Source organism: Mesorhizobium sp. M0011 (assembly GCF_040324155.1).
In the GTDB taxonomy this organism is placed as follows: domain Bacteria; phylum Pseudomonadota; class Alphaproteobacteria; order Rhizobiales; family Rhizobiaceae; genus Mesorhizobium.
The window spans coordinates 11,885-25,620 of the sequence record NZ_JAMYVQ010000009.1 but is presented as its reverse complement, the minus strand read 5'-3'; the positions used below and the strand labels follow the sequence as shown (position 1 = coordinate 25,620).

Sequence of the window (13,736 nt, the reverse complement as noted above, 5' to 3'; positions counted from 1 at the left end):
CTCAGAGCTTGCCGGCGAGGTAGCGAGTCAGCGTCGCGCGCGCGCCATTCGCCCACAGCACGTTGAGCGCATGGGCAAAGGCCTCGACAAACGCCGCTGCGCGGCCGACATCGCCATAGATGTCCTCCATGGCAAGCCAGGCGGCGGGAGCATCCTTTGCCGCCTTTGCCGTCGCTTGCAGCCGGTCCCAGCTCGGATCGTTGGGCTCGATGACGGCACCGCTGTCGGTCGTACCGAAGCAATAGCGGCACCAGAGCGCTGATTCCAGCGCCAGGCCGACGACGCTTTTCCCGGCCTTCAGCCGGTCGGCGATGGTCGGGATGATGAATTTCGGCTGGCGGTTGGAGCCGTCGAGGCAGAGCCGGCGCACCGTGTCGCCGATCTTGGGATTGGAGAAGCGGCTCTCGATGAGCTGGTAATAGTCTTCCAGGACCGTGTCCGGCACCGGCGGCACGGTCGGGATGATTTCGTCCCGTTCGAGCTTGGCCAGAAACCCGCTCACCAGCGGCTCCTGCATCGCCTCATGGACGAAATGGATGTCCATCAGCCCGGCCGGATAAGCGATGGTGGCGTGGCCGCCATTGAGGATGCGGATCTTCATCAATTCGTAGGGCGCAACGTCTTTGACGAACTGCACGCCGACCTTTTCCAGTGGCGGCCGGCCGCCGGTGAAATGGTCCTCCAGCACCCACTGCCGGAACGGCTCGCAGAACACCGGCCAGTTGTCCTCAAGGCCAAAATCCTTGGCGAGAATGCCGCGTTCGCGATCGGTGGTCGCCGGCGTGATGCGATCGACCATGCCGTTCGGAAAGGCGACATGCTCGCTGGCCCAGTTCGCCAGATCCTCGTCGATCAAACGGGCCAGGCCGATGACCCCGTCCGAGGTGACATGGCCGTTGTGGGGGATGTTGTCGCACGACATCACCGTGAACGGCACGGTACCCTCGTCGCGGCGGCGCACCAGCCCGGCAAGGATGATGCCGAACACCGTCTTCGGCGTCGCGCCGGGCTGCGCATCGGCGACGATGTCGGGATGGGTCGGGTTGAACACGCCGGAGGCCGGGTCGATGAAATAGCCGCCTTCGGTGATGGTCAGCGAAACGATCTTGATGGCCGGGTCGGCCAGCTGTTCGATGATGCCGGCCGCATCGCCGGGCATCAGGAAGTCGATCATGGCGCCGGTGACGCGTGCGCTCATATGGCCGCTGTCCTGCTCGACCACGGTGGTCAGCCAATCCTGCTCTTCCAGTTTGCCGCGACCGATCTTTTCACCGTCGAACACGCCGGCGCCGATCAGCGCCCAGTCATGGCCGATGCCCGCATTGAACAAATCGTCGAGATAGACGGCCTGATGCGAGCGGTGAAAATTGCCAACGCCGAAATGCACGATGCCGGCCTTCAATGTTGCGCGGTCATACTTCGGACCGGCGACCTCAGTGGGCAGCTTGGAGAGGTTTGAGGACGAGAGTTTCACGGTCATCTGTTTTACCCTTTGGCCGGATTTCGGCCTTCGTTACGCTCCTCTCCCGGTCGGGGAGAGGATAAGGGGTGGCACTTGCTACGCGCCCGCTGATGTCGGCCTCTGCTCCTCGCGGAGGTACGAGGAGCAGAGGCCGTCCCCCGCCCTCAACTCATCCACTGGCCGCCGTCGACATTGTAGGTCTGGGCGACGACGTATTCGGCGTCGGCGCTGGCGAGAAAAACCGCCATGCCGGTAAGGTCCTGCGCCGTGCCCATGCGGCCATAGGGCACCGCCTCGCCGACCAGTTTCTTCTTCTCGCCCCTCGGCCGGTTTTCATATTTGGCGAACAGCGAATCGACGTGATCCCAGTGCTCGCCGTCGACCACGCCAGGGGCAATCGCGTTGACGTTGATGCGGTGCTTGATGAGGTCGAGCCCCGCCGACTGGGTCAGCGAGATGACGGCGGCCTTGGTGGCGCAGTAGACGCCGACCAGCGCCTCGCCGCGGCGTCCGGCCTGGCTCGCCATGTTGATGATCCTGCCGCCCCGGCCAGCGGCGATCATCGAGCGGGCGGCAGCCTGCAGCATGAACAGCGTGCCGGCGACATTGACGGAAAACAATTTGTCGTAGCTTGCCTTGGTGATCTCGACGATCGGCGCCAGGTCGAACAGGGCGGCGTTGTTGATCAGGATATCCAGGCCACCGGTCTTCGTCTCGACGGCTTTCACCGCCGCTTCGATCGAGGCGAGGTCGGTGACGTCGAGCTTGACCGCATAGGCCTTGCCGCCGATCTCGGCGGCTGTCTTCTGCGCCGCCTCGAGATTGATGTCGGCGATGGCGACGGTTGCGCCTTCGCCGGCATAGGCTTCGGCGAAGGCTCTGCCGATGCCGCGGGCCGAACCCGTGATCAGCGCGGATTTGCCGGCCAGTCTCATGCTCACATCGCCTTTCCGTCGGCGCCGAAGCGGTGCAGCTTGGCCTTGTCCGCTGTCAGATAGATGGTGTCGCCGTGACGGACGGCGAGTTCGCCGTCGGCGCGCACCGTCAGCGGACCGACGCCATCGGACTGGACGTGCAGGAAGGTGTCGGAGCCGAGATGTTCGGCGACGCCGACAGTGGCTTTCCATTCGCCCGCCGTGGTCGAGATCTCCAGGTGCTCAGGACGGATGCCGATGGTCTTGGCGCCGTTTTTGGCAGCCGGCGCGCCTTCTATCAGATTCATCTTCGGCGAGCCGATGAAGCCGGCGACGAACAGGTTCTTCGGCGTCTTGTAGAGCTCCATCGGCGAGCCGACCTGCTCGATGTTGCCGGCGTTCAGCACGACGATCTTGTCGGCCATGGTCATGGCTTCGACCTGGTCATGGGTAACGTAGATCATGGTCGTCTTGAGCTGATGGTGCAGCTCGCTGATCTCCAGCCGCATCGTGCCGCGCAGTGCCGCATCGAGGTTGGACAGCGGTTCGTCGAACAGGAAGGCGGTCGGCTGACGCACGATGGCGCGGCCGATGGCGACGCGCTGGCGCTGGCCGCCGGAAAGCTGGCCGGGCCGGCGTTCGAGATAGTTGGTCAAGTTGAGCACGCGCGCCGCGTCTCCCACCTTCCTGTCGATCGTCGCCTTGTCCTCGCCGGCCATCTTCAGCGGGAAGCCGATGTTCTTGGCCACCGTCATGTGCGGATAGAGCGCATAGGACTGGAACACCATGGCCAGCTTGCGCTTGGCCGGTGCCTCGCCGGTGACGTCGCGGCCGTCGATGTTGATGGAGCCGCCGCTGGTATCCTCAAGCCCGGCGATCAGCCGCAGCAGCGTTGACTTGCCGCAACCCGACGGGCCGACGAAGACGACGAACTCGCCATTCTCGATCACCAGGTCGAGACCGGGGATGATGGACGTCGCTCCGAAGGATTTGGAGACGTTCTTGAGCGTGATGTTTCCCATGATTTCCTCCCCGAGGGGTTATTTCTGCCGATTGCTTCGGGCAATTCCGTTACTTCACCGCACCACCAATTATTTGACCGCACCAAATGTCAGGCCGCGCACCAGCTGCTTCTGGCTGAACCAGCCCATGATCAGGATCGGCGCGATGGCCAGTGTCGAGGCGGCCGAAAGCTTGGCCCAGAACAGGCCTTGCGGGCTGGAGAACGAGCTGATGAAGGCGGTCAGCGGTGCGGCTTCCGTCGTCGTCAGCCGGATTGTCCAGAACGCCTCGTTCCAGGCCAGGATGATGTTGAGCAGCATCGTCGAGGCGATGCCCGGCACCGCCATCGGCGTCAGCACATAGACGATCTCGTTCCACAGCGAGGCGCCGTCCATGCGCGCCGCTTCCAGGATCTCGCCCGGTATTTCGCGGAAGTAAGTGTAGAGCATCCACACCACGATCGGCAGGTTGATCAGCATCAGCATGATCATCAGGCCGATGCGGCTGTCGAGCAGTCCGGTATCGCGGAAGATCAAGTAGATCGGGAACAGCACCGCGACCGCGGGCATCATCTTGGTGGACAGCATCCACATCAAGATGTCCTTGGTCCGCTTGGTCGGCGAGAAGGCCATCGACCATGCCGCCGGTATGGCGACCAGCAGGGCCAGGATGGTCGAGCCGACCGAGAGCAGAACCGAGTTGAAGAAGAACTTGAAGTAGCCGCTTTGCGCCTGAACCTCGGCATAGCTCTCGAACGTTCCCGACGGGATGATGCTGAAGCCCTGGATGGCTTCCTGCTCCGACTTGAACGAGGTGATGATCGTGTAGAGGATCGGGAAGAAGATCAGCAGGGCGACGATCCAGGCGGCAATTGTCGCAATCGTCTTGTGCTGGGTGGTGACTGAGCGTGCCATCGTAGCCTCCCTTACTTGTCCAGGTTCTTGCCGACCGCGCGCATGGCGAAGAAGGCAACGATGTTAGCGAGAATGACGGCGATCACGCCGCCGGCGGATGCCTGGCCGATTTTGAACTCCAGCAACGCCTTCTGGTAGACGAGGAAGGGCAGGTTGGTGGAGGCGTATCCCGGGCCGCCATTGGTGGTGACGAGGATCTCGGCATAGACGGAGAGGAGGAAGATCGTCTGGATCAGGATGACGACCGTGATGGCGCGCGACATGTGCGGCAGCGTCAGATAGATGAAGCGGCTGATGAAGCCGGCGCCGTCCATCTCGGCGGCTTCCTTCTGCTCACCGTCGAGCGACTGCAACGCGGTCAAGAGAATGAGCGTCGCGAAAGGCAGCCATTGCCAGGCGACGATGATGATGATCGCCAGCATCGGATGCTGCCCGAACCAGTCGATCGGCTGGGCCCCGAAGAAGCGGGCTATATCGGCGAACACCCCGTATTGCGGGTGCATGATCATGTTCTTCCAGACCAGTGCGGCCACCGGCGGCATGACGAAGAACGGTGAGATGACGAGAATGCGCACGATGCCCTGGCCCCACATCGGCTGGTCGATCAGCAGCGCCAGAAGGATGCCGCCGATCACCGTGATCAGGAGCACGCTGACCACCAAGGTGAGCGTGTTGAGGATCGATTGCAGGAAGGCCGGGTTGGAATAGAACAGCGCGTAGTTCGAGAAGCCGACGAAGCCGTCGCGGATCGGATTGAGCGGGTTGTACTGCTGGAAGGAGAACCAGATGGTGATGACCAGCGGCACAATCATCCAGACGAACAGCAGCACCACGGATGGCGCCATCATGAAACGGGCAAGCGAACGGGTCTGCTGAGTAGCCATGACGGTCACCCTTCACTGGTCAGACGGAATTTTCAAAAGGCGTTAAAGGCGGCCGCCCGAACTGGGAATTCGGGCGGCCGTTGCCGGTCAGGAGGCGACCGGCATTCGGCACCGGGAGGAGCCTTACTTGATGTATCCGCCTTCGGTCATTGCCGCGGTGGCAGCGTCCTGGGCCTGCTTCAGGGCATCGTCGACACTCGACTGGCCGGCAAGAGCCGCCGAGAAGAGCTGGCCGACAGTGGTGCCAAGACCCTGGAACTCAGGGATGGCGACGAACTGCACGCCGACATAGGGCACCGGCTTGACGGTCGGATGCGTCGGATCGGCGGCGTTGATGGAGTCCAGCGTCATCTTGGCGAACGGAGCCGCCTTCTGGTATTCGGCATTGGCGTAGAGCGAGGAGCGCGTGCCCGGAGGAACGTTGGCCCAGCCTTCCTTCGAAGCGACGAGTTCCGCATAATGCTTGCTGGTCGCCCAGGTGACGAATTTCTGGGCGGCATCGGCCTTCTGCGTGCCGGCGGGGATCGCCAGCGACCATGCCCACAGCCAATTGCCGCGCTTGCCCAGGCCATTGTCGGGTGCCAGCGCATATCCAACCTTGTCAGCGACCTGCGATGCCTTGGGATCGGAGACGAAGGACGCAGCGACGGTGGCGTCGATCCACATGCCGCATTTGCCCTGCTGGAACAGCGCCAGGTTTTCGTTGAAGCCGTTGGAGGAAGCACCCTCGGGGCCGTCGGCCTTCATCAGGTCGACATAGAACTGCAGCGTGTTCTTCCATTCCGGCTGATCGAACTGCGGCTTCCAGTTCTCGTCGAACCAGCGCGCCCCGAAGGAGTTCGACATGGCGGTCAGGAAAGCCATGTTCTCGCCCCAGCCGGCCTTGCCGCGCAGGCACACGCCGTTCACGCCATTGGCGCGATCGGTCATCTTGTCGGCGGCCTGCCTGATGAAGTCCCAGGTGGGCGCGTCGGGCATCTTCAGTCCGGCCTTCTCGATCAGGTCCTTGCGGTACATGACGAAGGAGCTTTCGCCGTAGAAGGGCGCGGCATAGAGCTTGCCGTCGACCGAAAGGCCGCCGGCGATGGCCGGGATGATATCCTTGGCGTCGTAGTCGTCGCCGAGCTTGTCGAGCGGCAGCAGCCAGCTCTGCTTGGCCCAGATCGGAACCTCATAGGTGCCGATGGTCATCACGTCGTACTGGCCGCCCTTGGTGGCGATGTCGGTGGTGACGCGCTCGCGCAGCACGTTTTCTTCGAGCGTAACCCAGTTGAGCTGGATGTCGGGGTTCGCCTTGGTGAAGTCCTCGGTCAGCTTTTGCATGCGGACCATATCGCCATTGTTGACGGTGGCGATGGTGATGGATTCGGCATGTGCGGCGAACGCAAGCGTGCTGGCCGTCAACAAGCCCAGGGTGAGCGTGCGAAGTTTCATCAAATTCCTCCCTTGAACCAAGATGAGCATTTGCCTTGGCTTTGGGCAATTACTCACTTGGCGTGAATTATGTCAAGCCGGATTCGATGCTGCAGCGCAGCACTTGGGCGACACCGCAGGCCGGGACGAGCGAAATTGCCAGGGCGCGGATCGTCCCGGCCGCATACAGTGAGGCAACGGCGGATACATCTGCGAGAACCAGGTGCAGCCCGGAAGCTTGCCGGTCAGCAGGCGATCTCGGCCAGCAGCCAGTCGCGGAAGGCACGGATCTTCGGCACGTTGCGGCGCGCCTCGGGATAGACCAGCCAATAGGCATGGCCGTCGTCGCCAACCAGATCGAAAGGTTGGATCAGGCGCCCGTCCGCGAGTTCCGCCTTGAACAGCGCCCTGGTCAGGATCGCGACGCCATGACCGGCGATCGCCGCATTGGCCTCATAGGCCTGCGCGCCCATGCTGCTGCCGGGCCGCTTGGCAAGATCGTGCGAGTGCACGCCAGCAGCCGAGAACCATTCCGTCCACCAGATGTCGCCGGGATCGAGGATAGGCAGCCGCAAGAGGTCGGCCGGTTCCCTGACGCCGCCGATGGTCGCCGCGAGTTTCGGGCTCAGCATCGGCGTGAAGTCGGCATCGAGCAGCTTGTGCGCTTCCAGGCCCGGCCATTTGCCGCCGCCCGAGCGGATGGCGATATCGGTATCCTCGCGGGCAAAGTCGGTCAGGCGGCTCGACGTTTCGAGCCGCACCGCCAGCGACGGATGGGCGATCTGGAACGACCCCAGCCGGTGCGCGAGCCAGTTCGAGGCGAATGTCAGCACCGTCGTGACGCACAGCAAGCCGTCGGCCCCGCCACGCACCGCGGCATAGGCCTGGCCAAGGATGGCGAAGGCCTCGCTGACCGCAGGTGCCAGGCGCTGCCCGGCCTCGGTTAACACGATCTGCCGCGGCCGGCGCAGGAACAGCGGCGCGCCGACACGCTCCTCCAGCACCTTGATCTGATAGCTGACCGCCGCTTGCGTCATGGCGAGTTCGCCGGCGGCCTTGGTGAAGGAAAGATGCCGCGCCACCGCGTCGAACACCCGGATCGCCTGCAGCGGCGGGAGTGGCGAAACCTGTCGCGAGCCGAGGTCCGGCATAAGGCCTCCTTATGGATCATGATCGATGTTCGATTGGCAAAGACCGCCGGCAAGACCGACATTCCCAGTCAACCCGTCATTTGGGTCCAGGATAGCGAAGGTTGACGATCATGACCATGGCGCAGCAAAAATGCACTCCCGCACCGGATCACCGCTGGTTTTCGTGGCTGACGGATGGATTCGGCTGGTTCGCGACCAAAAAACGGGCACATCTCGATATCAGGGACCTGTCGCCGCATCTGCAGCGCGATCTCGGGTTTCTCGATGGCAACGACCCTTTCGGGCGGCACGGCTAGTGCGGTTGGCCTTATCGCAAACCGGTTGTGGGTCCGGTCAGATGCTGGCCAGCAGGGCGGCGGCGGTCCGTTCATCGGTGATGAGGCCGTTGATCAGCCGCCGGTTCGCGGCCGCCAGGATGCCTGGCAGCTTTCGTTCGCCCATGGCCAGTGCGATGACCAGCGATTTCTCGCGTGACGGTAGCGAAGCCGAAGACACCCGGTCGTTGGTGATGCCCTCGATCATGCGGCCCTCCCTATCGAACACCCAGCCGACGATCTCCGCGATGCCGCCGGCCTTCTGCAGCGCCTTCAATTCGCTCTCCGAAATGAAGCCGTCTTCGTAGAGCGGCGCCTTGGGCCCGAGATCGCCGATGCCGATGAAGGTGACGTCGGCTTCCGCCGCCAGCGCCAGCGTCGGCTGGATCATCGGCTGGTTGAGCAGCATCTCGCGCTCCTCCGGCGACGAGGCGATGACCGGCAGCGGCATCGGGAAGGAGCGCGCCTTGACCCTGTCGGCCATGGTGAAGATGACGTTGTAGAAGGCGGCCGAGCCGTCCGGCGAGATGTTGCCGGTCAACGACACCACCTTGTGCTGCGGGCATTCCATTGGCGGCAGCTGCTCGATCGCCGCCTTTAGCGTGCGACCGGTGCCGATCGCCATGACGATCGGGGTCGGAGACCGCAACCGCCGCTCGATCTCGGCGGCAGCCGCCTCGGCGATGCCGATCGTGGTCGAGGACGAATTGGGGTCGCTCGGCACCACCTCGACCAGATCGAGCGCAAAGCGCGATCTCAGCCGTGCCGCCAGATCGAGACAGTTGGCGATCGGATGGTCGACGCGAACCTTGATCAAGCCCTCCGACACCGCCAGCGATACCAGCCGCTGCGCCGTCTGCCGCGAAATGCCGAGCGTCGAAGCGATCTGGTCCTGTGTGTTGCCGGCAACATAATAAAGCCAGCCGGCGCGCGCCGCATCGTCCAGCCTGTTGCTGCCACCATCCTGCCGGCTATTCAAAGTCCTGCCTCCCGAGACCGCCGGTTGTGAGAGCGGCCCATGCCCCACTTTCGCAGGGAACGGCCAACTGCGCAATTGTCAATCTCGGGAGCAATTGCTTGCTGTTCATCGACGTAAGCACGGCCCAGTTTTTCTTCTCCCACGAAGTCTCTGTCGCCAAAGAGACTTGGCCGCGGTCCCGGCAGGCGGCAGGTTCTTGCGCTCCGAAGGTTTATCTCCCGGCTCAAACCCTTTAAGGGATGGCAAAAAGGAGCCTCACATGATGCCGAAAGCGGTTTTCTGGGACATGGACGGCACGCTGGTCGACAGCGAACCGCTGCATGAAGCAGCCCTGATGGCGGCGATGCGCAATGTCGGCCTTGTCCCGCCGGACGATCTGCATGAGCGCGTGCTCGGCGTTGCCGCCTGGCCGGTCTACGAGATGATGCGCGACGAGTTCGGCCTGGACCTGCCTTTCGACGACTGGATCGTGCGCAAATACGAGCATTATCTGCCGTTGGTCGAGGGGCTGAAGCCGCGCCCCGGCGCGATCGAGATCTTCAACGAGCTGCGTGCAAGAGGCATCCAGCAGGCCGTGGTCTCGAATTCGGACCGGATGATCGTCGACGCCAATCTGAGCATGGTCGGCCTGATCTACCCCGGCATGAAGACGATCAGCCGCAACGATGTGCGCGAAGGCAAGCCGCATGCCGAGCCGTTCCTGCGCGCCGCGTATCTGGCCGATGTCGACCCCGCGCACGCCGTGGCGATCGACGACAGCTGGCCGGGCGCCATGGCGGGACTGGCGGCGGGCATGAAGACTATCTTCTGGCCGGAAAAGCCGATGGAGGGCCCGCCCGGCGCCGTCGTCATCAACAGCGCCGATCAGCTCCGGGCAGAACTAGGCCTGTAAGGCAATCAATTCCGGTAGACCGGCTCCTGCTCGTCGAGGATAGCCTTCAGTTCGCTGAGATGGCGCTCGGCCTGGCCAGGGTAGTCGTCCATCTCGCTCGCGGCCTTTTCGGCGATCGCATCTGACAGCGTGCGCAGCGGGCGGCCGGTCCACAGCGCCTTGATGTAGGTCTCGGCGGCGCGTTCGAAATAGAACATGCGGTTGAAGGCATCGGCGACCGTGTCGCCGATGACCAGCACGCCGTGATTGCCCATCACCATCACCTTGACCTTGGGATCGACGAGAAGCTGCGAGCAGCGCTCGCCCTCCTCCTCGAAGGCCAGCCCGCCATAATGCGCGTCCACGACATGGCGATTGAAGAACATCGCCGAATTCTGGTCGATCGGCGGCAGTGTCGAGTCAGCGAGCGATGCCAGCACCGTGGCGTGGATCGAGTGCACATGCATGACGCAGCGCGCGTGGCGCACATTGCGATGGATGGCGCCATGCAGCCCCCACGCCGTCGGGTCGGGCGCATTGGGGCCGGAGAGCGTTTCTGGATCGTTGGCATCGATCATCAAAAGGTCGCTCGCCTTGATGCGCGAGAAATGCACCTGGTTGGGGTTCATCAGGAATTGTGTGCCGCCATCATTTACGGCCAGCGAGAAATGATTGGCCACAGCCTCGTGCATGTTGAGCCGCGCCGTCCAGCGAAAGGCGCAGGCGAGATCGACGCGCTCCTCGTAGAAGGGCAGGTTGGTCAGCGTTTCCTTTTGCAGGCGGGCGATGCTCATCGAAAATCCTCCGGTTTAGGCAAGAATGCCGTGGCCAGCCCGTGCCCGCAACCGGTTTTGGTTGGTGCAGGGAAGGCTATCTCATGCCGCCGTGCTGGCGGCAGCAGCGCCCGCCCTGAGCCCCCCGTGCTCGATGATGAAATCGATCACCTCCTGCAGCCCCTTGCCGCGCGAAAGGTCGGTGAAGCCGAACGGCCGCTTGCCGCGCATGCGGCCGGCGTCGCTCTCCATGACATCGAGGTTGACGTTCACGTAAGGAGCAAGATCACTCTTGTTGATCACCAGGAAATCGGAGCGGGTGATCGCCGGCCCGCCCTTGCGCGGAATCTCCTCGCCCTGGCAGACAGAGATGACGTAGAGCGTCAGGTCGGCGAGATCCGGCGAGAAGGTGGCGGCGAGGTTGTCGCCGCCGGATTCGATGAAGACGATGTCGAGATCCGGAAACTTTCGGTTCATCTCGGCGATCGCCTGCAGATTGATCGACGCATCCTCGCGGATGGCGGTGTGCGGGCAGCCGCCGGTCTCGACACCCATGATGCGATCCTCGGGCAGCGCCTGCAGCCGCGCCAGCATCATGGCGTCTTCCTTGGTGTAGATGTCGTTGGTGACGACGGCGATGGAAAACTCGTCGCGCAGCGCCTTGCACAGCTTTTCGGTCAGCGTCGTCTTGCCCGAACCGACCGGGCCGCCAATGCCGACGCGCAGCGGGCCATTTGTCTGTGTCATGTCGGAAACTCCGTGATGGCGAGGATGGCAAAGCCGAGCCCGATCAGCAGGCACAGCGGCGAATAATAGCGGACATCGAGCCGCGCGAAAGGCTGTTCCGGCGCCAGCCTCCGCCACCACGGGGTGAAGCCGACAATGCCGCGGCCCAGGAACACCAGACCGATGAGCAGCGAAGTGGCGGCCAGGCCTTCCCTTGGGAAGGGTGAAGCAAAGACGCCTTCGAGCGCCAGCGGCCACAGCGTTGCCAGGCAGAGGCACGCGGCAACGGCGAAACTGGCAAACGGCGTCGGCATCTCATCGACGCCGCGAAAGCCGACAACGGCGCGGGCGCAGGAGGCCGCATCCTTGCCCGGCCAGATGCCGCCAAGGCCCCAATAAGCATGCAGCGCGGTGATCAGCAGCAGCACAAGGGAGAGCGCGAAGGCGAGAAGGATCATGAGCGGAACAATCGCGAATACTGGGTTTCATGCTTCATCGCCATGACATCGGAAACGAAGGCGCAGCCGCCGAGATCGTCCAACGTCGAGCGCATGGCACGGTTTGCGGTCGCCAGCGCCAGCGGTTCGAAGCCGGCTAACAACGCGGTCGCACCGCTCTGGCCAACGACGCCAAGCCGGATCGCTGCCTGCACGAGGTTGGAGAAGAAGGTTTGCAGGAAGGCCGACAGCGCGTCCTGAAGCCCGATGCCGTTGCCGCCGGCATTGGCGCCGACGGCGACGCAATAGGCGCATTCAGCCGGCAAGCGCTCCAGCACCGGATTTGGCCAGGCCGCCGCCGCTTTGAGGAAGGCCGCACCTTGCAGCATGGTTTCGGTGTGGCGTTCGCGCGAGCCGGCCAGCGCCTCGGCGAGTGCCGCCACTTCATCGAGATCACCGGTGCCGCGTGCCCGGCGCCAGCTCTCGGCGAACAGCACGGCATCGTTCCAGCCCGAGCCCATCTCGACCAGCGTTTCCAGCCAGTCGGCGAGGTTTTCTGCATCGACAATCAGCCCGTCATGCACCGCGCGCTCGAGACCATGGCTGTAGGAAAAGCCGCCGACCGGAAAGGAAGGCGACAGCCACGCCATCAGCCGCAGCAGGGCGATGTTCGAAGGCTGGTCAGTCATGGTCGTGGTGGCGGCCGGCGTGTGAGTGGGAATGAGATTCGCTGTGCGAGTGCGAATGCGTTTCCGTATGGCTGTGCGCATGCGCCTCGGCATGTGCATGGCCGTGATCATGGTTTTGCCCACTATGGCCGGAATAAGCGCCGCGCACCGGCCTGAACGGTTCGGAAACGTCGGTCACCGTGGCGCCGAGCCCCTCCAGCATCGCCTTGATGACATGGTCGCGCAGGATGAGGATGCGACCGGCCTCGATGCTCGCCGCGAGATGGCGGTTGCCGATATGCCAGGCGAGTTCGGCCAGATGCACGCCGTCGCGGGTGCGGATGTCATAGACCTCTTCCGGCGCCGCGACGATCTCGATATGGCCGCCATCCTCCAGGACCAGCCGGTCGCCATCGTTCAAGGCGACGGGTTCGGGCAGGTCGACCAGCACCTTGCTGCCGTCGGTAAGCTCGATGGCACGGCGGCGCAGATGCCGCTCGTCATGGGCGAGAATGGCCCGGCCGGACGGTAGGGTGGTTCCGGCATGGCCGGCGGACTGCACTGAGATGGCGCGCGGGAATTTGGTGAAGTCGGTGTTGAGGTTGAGCTTCATTTCATGGATCCTCCATTTGCTTGTGCCCGCACACGCGCAGGCCGCGCCAGCACGCGGTCGAAATAGGCATTGACGCGTTCGGACTCGATCTCAAACCGGCCAGCACGCGCCCACCCACCCATGTCGCCGAGCAGCACGTCGACGGCTGAAAACCGCTCGCCGAGAGCAAACGGCCTGTTGCCCAGCCGCCGCCCTAGCGCCTGCAGTTCCGAGGCAAAATCGTAGGCCGCCGCAGGACCGACATCGACGCGTACGTCCTTCGGCAGCAGAAAGCGGTGGCGCAATTTGTTCCACAGCGGCGCCTCGAACTCGCTCTGGGCAAAATGCATCCAGGAATCCATCTCGGCACGGCCGGCGACGCCAGGATTGGCGCCCATGCCTTTGTCGGCGTGCTTGTCGGCGAGATAAACGCAGATCGCCGCCGAATCCGTCACCGTCAGCTCGCCGTCGATGAGGATCGGCACCTTGCCCGATGGGTTGAGCGCATAGGCTTCCGGTGAGCGCAGCCTGACCTCGACGAATTCATAAGGCTGCCCGAGCTCCTCGAGCATCCAGAGAACGCGGCTGACCCGGGATCCGCGCGATCCAACGGCCTTGTACATGTCGAACCCTGCC

General features: G+C 63.5%; 16 protein-coding genes. 2 read left to right on the top strand and 14 right to left on the bottom strand.

Annotated elements, in window-relative coordinates; translation table 11 throughout:
- Position 1 precedes the first annotated feature (1 nt).
- From NKK51_RS12615 to gcvA, 7 genes are all read right to left on the bottom strand, one after another.
- Positions 2–1,480, bottom strand: coding sequence for a mannitol dehydrogenase family protein (locus tag NKK51_RS12615; protein WP_352553106.1), 1,479 nt, complete (start codon positions 1,478–1,480; stop codon positions 2–4).
- Positions 1,481–1,626: 146 nt separating this feature from the next.
- Complete coding sequence (locus tag NKK51_RS12610) at positions 1,627–2,397, bottom strand: L-iditol 2-dehydrogenase (RefSeq protein ID WP_128304237.1); 771 nt, start codon at positions 2,395–2,397, stop codon at positions 1,627–1,629.
- A 2-nt stretch (positions 2,398–2,399) separates the two neighbouring features.
- A complete protein-coding gene (locus tag NKK51_RS12605) occupies positions 2,400–3,398 on the bottom strand; it encodes an ABC transporter ATP-binding protein (protein ID WP_352553104.1) in 999 nt (332 codons plus the stop codon).
- Between the two features lie 69 nt (positions 3,399–3,467).
- Positions 3,468–4,292, bottom strand: a complete 825-nt coding sequence (locus tag NKK51_RS12600) for a carbohydrate ABC transporter permease (RefSeq protein ID WP_352553102.1) — start codon at positions 4,290–4,292, stop codon at positions 3,468–3,470.
- 11 nt (positions 4,293–4,303) lie between these two features.
- The gene (locus tag NKK51_RS12595; RefSeq protein WP_013528414.1) at positions 4,304–5,176 is read right to left on the bottom strand and encodes a carbohydrate ABC transporter permease; all 873 of its coding nucleotides are present in this window, start codon (positions 5,174–5,176) and stop codon (positions 4,304–4,306) included.
- Between the two features lie 123 nt (positions 5,177–5,299).
- A complete protein-coding gene (locus NKK51_RS12590) occupies positions 5,300–6,610 on the bottom strand; it encodes an ABC transporter substrate-binding protein (protein WP_352553100.1) in 1,311 nt (436 codons plus the stop codon).
- A gap of 224 nt (positions 6,611–6,834) precedes the next feature.
- Complete coding sequence (gene gcvA / locus NKK51_RS12585) at positions 6,835–7,740, bottom strand: transcriptional regulator GcvA (RefSeq protein ID WP_023810703.1); 906 nt, start codon at positions 7,738–7,740, stop codon at positions 6,835–6,837.
- 110 nt (positions 7,741–7,850) lie between these two features.
- Here gcvA and NKK51_RS12580 point away from each other — a divergent pair, with 110 nt between their 5' ends.
- The gene (locus tag NKK51_RS12580) at positions 7,851–8,036 is read left to right on the top strand and encodes a hypothetical protein (RefSeq protein WP_023810702.1); all 186 of its coding nucleotides are present in this window, start codon (positions 7,851–7,853) and stop codon (positions 8,034–8,036) included.
- A 37-nt stretch (positions 8,037–8,073) separates the two neighbouring features.
- Here the strand turns inward: NKK51_RS12580 and NKK51_RS12575 are convergent, their stop codons facing one another.
- Positions 8,074–9,033 (bottom strand): sugar-binding transcriptional regulator, encoded by a 960-nt coding sequence (locus NKK51_RS12575; RefSeq protein ID WP_013528410.1) that lies wholly within the window; start codon positions 9,031–9,033, stop codon positions 8,074–8,076.
- Between the two features lie 259 nt (positions 9,034–9,292).
- On the opposite strand from NKK51_RS12575, the gene NKK51_RS12570 reads away from it, so the two are divergent.
- Complete coding sequence (locus NKK51_RS12570) at positions 9,293–9,925, top strand: HAD family hydrolase (protein WP_352553099.1); 633 nt, start codon at positions 9,293–9,295, stop codon at positions 9,923–9,925.
- A 5-nt stretch (positions 9,926–9,930) separates the two neighbouring features.
- On the opposite strand, the gene NKK51_RS12565 is transcribed toward NKK51_RS12570, so the two are convergent.
- The 6 genes from NKK51_RS12565 to NKK51_RS12540 form a co-directional block, all read right to left on the bottom strand.
- Positions 9,931–10,698 carry a class II aldolase and adducin N-terminal domain-containing protein gene (locus NKK51_RS12565; protein WP_352553098.1) on the bottom strand — a complete coding sequence of 256 codons (768 nt, stop codon included), beginning with the start codon at positions 10,696–10,698 and terminating at the stop codon, positions 9,931–9,933.
- An 81-nt stretch (positions 10,699–10,779) separates the two neighbouring features.
- Entirely contained in the window at positions 10,780–11,424 is a 645-nt protein-coding gene (gene ureG, locus NKK51_RS12560) for an urease accessory protein UreG (protein ID WP_136621099.1), read from the bottom strand.
- Complete coding sequence (locus NKK51_RS12555) at positions 11,421–11,861, bottom strand: DUF3995 domain-containing protein (protein ID WP_352553096.1); 441 nt, start codon at positions 11,859–11,861, stop codon at positions 11,421–11,423. Before NKK51_RS12555 ends, ureG begins: the two co-directional genes overlap by 4 nt.
- Entirely contained in the window at positions 11,858–12,529 is a 672-nt protein-coding gene (locus tag NKK51_RS12550) for an urease accessory protein UreF (protein ID WP_352553095.1), read from the bottom strand. Before NKK51_RS12550 ends, NKK51_RS12555 begins: the two co-directional genes overlap by 4 nt.
- Positions 12,522–13,121: an urease accessory protein UreE gene (locus tag NKK51_RS12545; RefSeq protein WP_352553093.1), complete on the bottom strand. Its 600-nt coding sequence runs from the start codon at positions 13,119–13,121 to the stop codon at positions 12,522–12,524. Before NKK51_RS12545 ends, NKK51_RS12550 begins: the two co-directional genes overlap by 8 nt.
- Positions 13,118–13,723, bottom strand: coding sequence for a glutathione S-transferase family protein (locus NKK51_RS12540; RefSeq protein WP_352553092.1), 606 nt, complete (start codon positions 13,721–13,723; stop codon positions 13,118–13,120). Before NKK51_RS12540 ends, NKK51_RS12545 begins: the two co-directional genes overlap by 4 nt.
- Positions 13,724–13,736 lie beyond the last annotated feature (13 nt).

Bases quoted from the DNA above. Each gene is read 5' to 3' on its own strand.
- NKK51_RS12615 (WP_352553106.1), bottom strand. From the start codon at position 1,480: ATGACCGTGAAACTCTCGTCCTCAAACCTCTCCAAGCTGCCCACTGAG.
- NKK51_RS12610 (WP_128304237.1), bottom strand. From the start codon at position 2,397: ATGAGACTGGCCGGCAAATCCGCGCTGATCACGGGTTCGGCCCGCGGC.
- NKK51_RS12605 (WP_352553104.1), bottom strand. From the start codon at position 3,398: ATGGGAAACATCACGCTCAAGAACGTCTCCAAATCCTTCGGAGCGACG.
- NKK51_RS12600 (WP_352553102.1), bottom strand. From the start codon at position 4,292: ATGGCACGCTCAGTCACCACCCAGCACAAGACGATTGCGACAATTGCC.
- NKK51_RS12595 (WP_013528414.1), bottom strand. From the start codon at position 5,176: ATGGCTACTCAGCAGACCCGTTCGCTTGCCCGTTTCATGATGGCGCCA.
- NKK51_RS12590 (WP_352553100.1), bottom strand. From the start codon at position 6,610: ATGAAACTTCGCACGCTCACCCTGGGCTTGTTGACGGCCAGCACGCTT.
- gcvA (WP_023810703.1), bottom strand. From the start codon at position 7,740: ATGCCGGACCTCGGCTCGCGACAGGTTTCGCCACTCCCGCCGCTGCAG.
- NKK51_RS12580 (WP_023810702.1), top strand. From the start codon at position 7,851: ATGACCATGGCGCAGCAAAAATGCACTCCCGCACCGGATCACCGCTGG.
- NKK51_RS12570 (WP_352553099.1), top strand. From the start codon at position 9,293: ATGATGCCGAAAGCGGTTTTCTGGGACATGGACGGCACGCTGGTCGAC.
- NKK51_RS12565 (WP_352553098.1), bottom strand. From the start codon at position 10,698: ATGAGCATCGCCCGCCTGCAAAAGGAAACGCTGACCAACCTGCCCTTC.
- ureG (WP_136621099.1), bottom strand. From the start codon at position 11,424: ATGACACAGACAAATGGCCCGCTGCGCGTCGGCATTGGCGGCCCGGTC.
- NKK51_RS12555 (WP_352553096.1), bottom strand. From the start codon at position 11,861: ATGATCCTTCTCGCCTTCGCGCTCTCCCTTGTGCTGCTGCTGATCACC.
- NKK51_RS12550 (WP_352553095.1), bottom strand. From the start codon at position 12,529: ATGACTGACCAGCCTTCGAACATCGCCCTGCTGCGGCTGATGGCGTGG.
- NKK51_RS12545 (WP_352553093.1), bottom strand. From the start codon at position 13,121: ATGAAGCTCAACCTCAACACCGACTTCACCAAATTCCCGCGCGCCATC.
- NKK51_RS12540 (WP_352553092.1), bottom strand. From the start codon at position 13,723: ATGTACAAGGCCGTTGGATCGCGCGGATCCCGGGTCAGCCGCGTTCTC.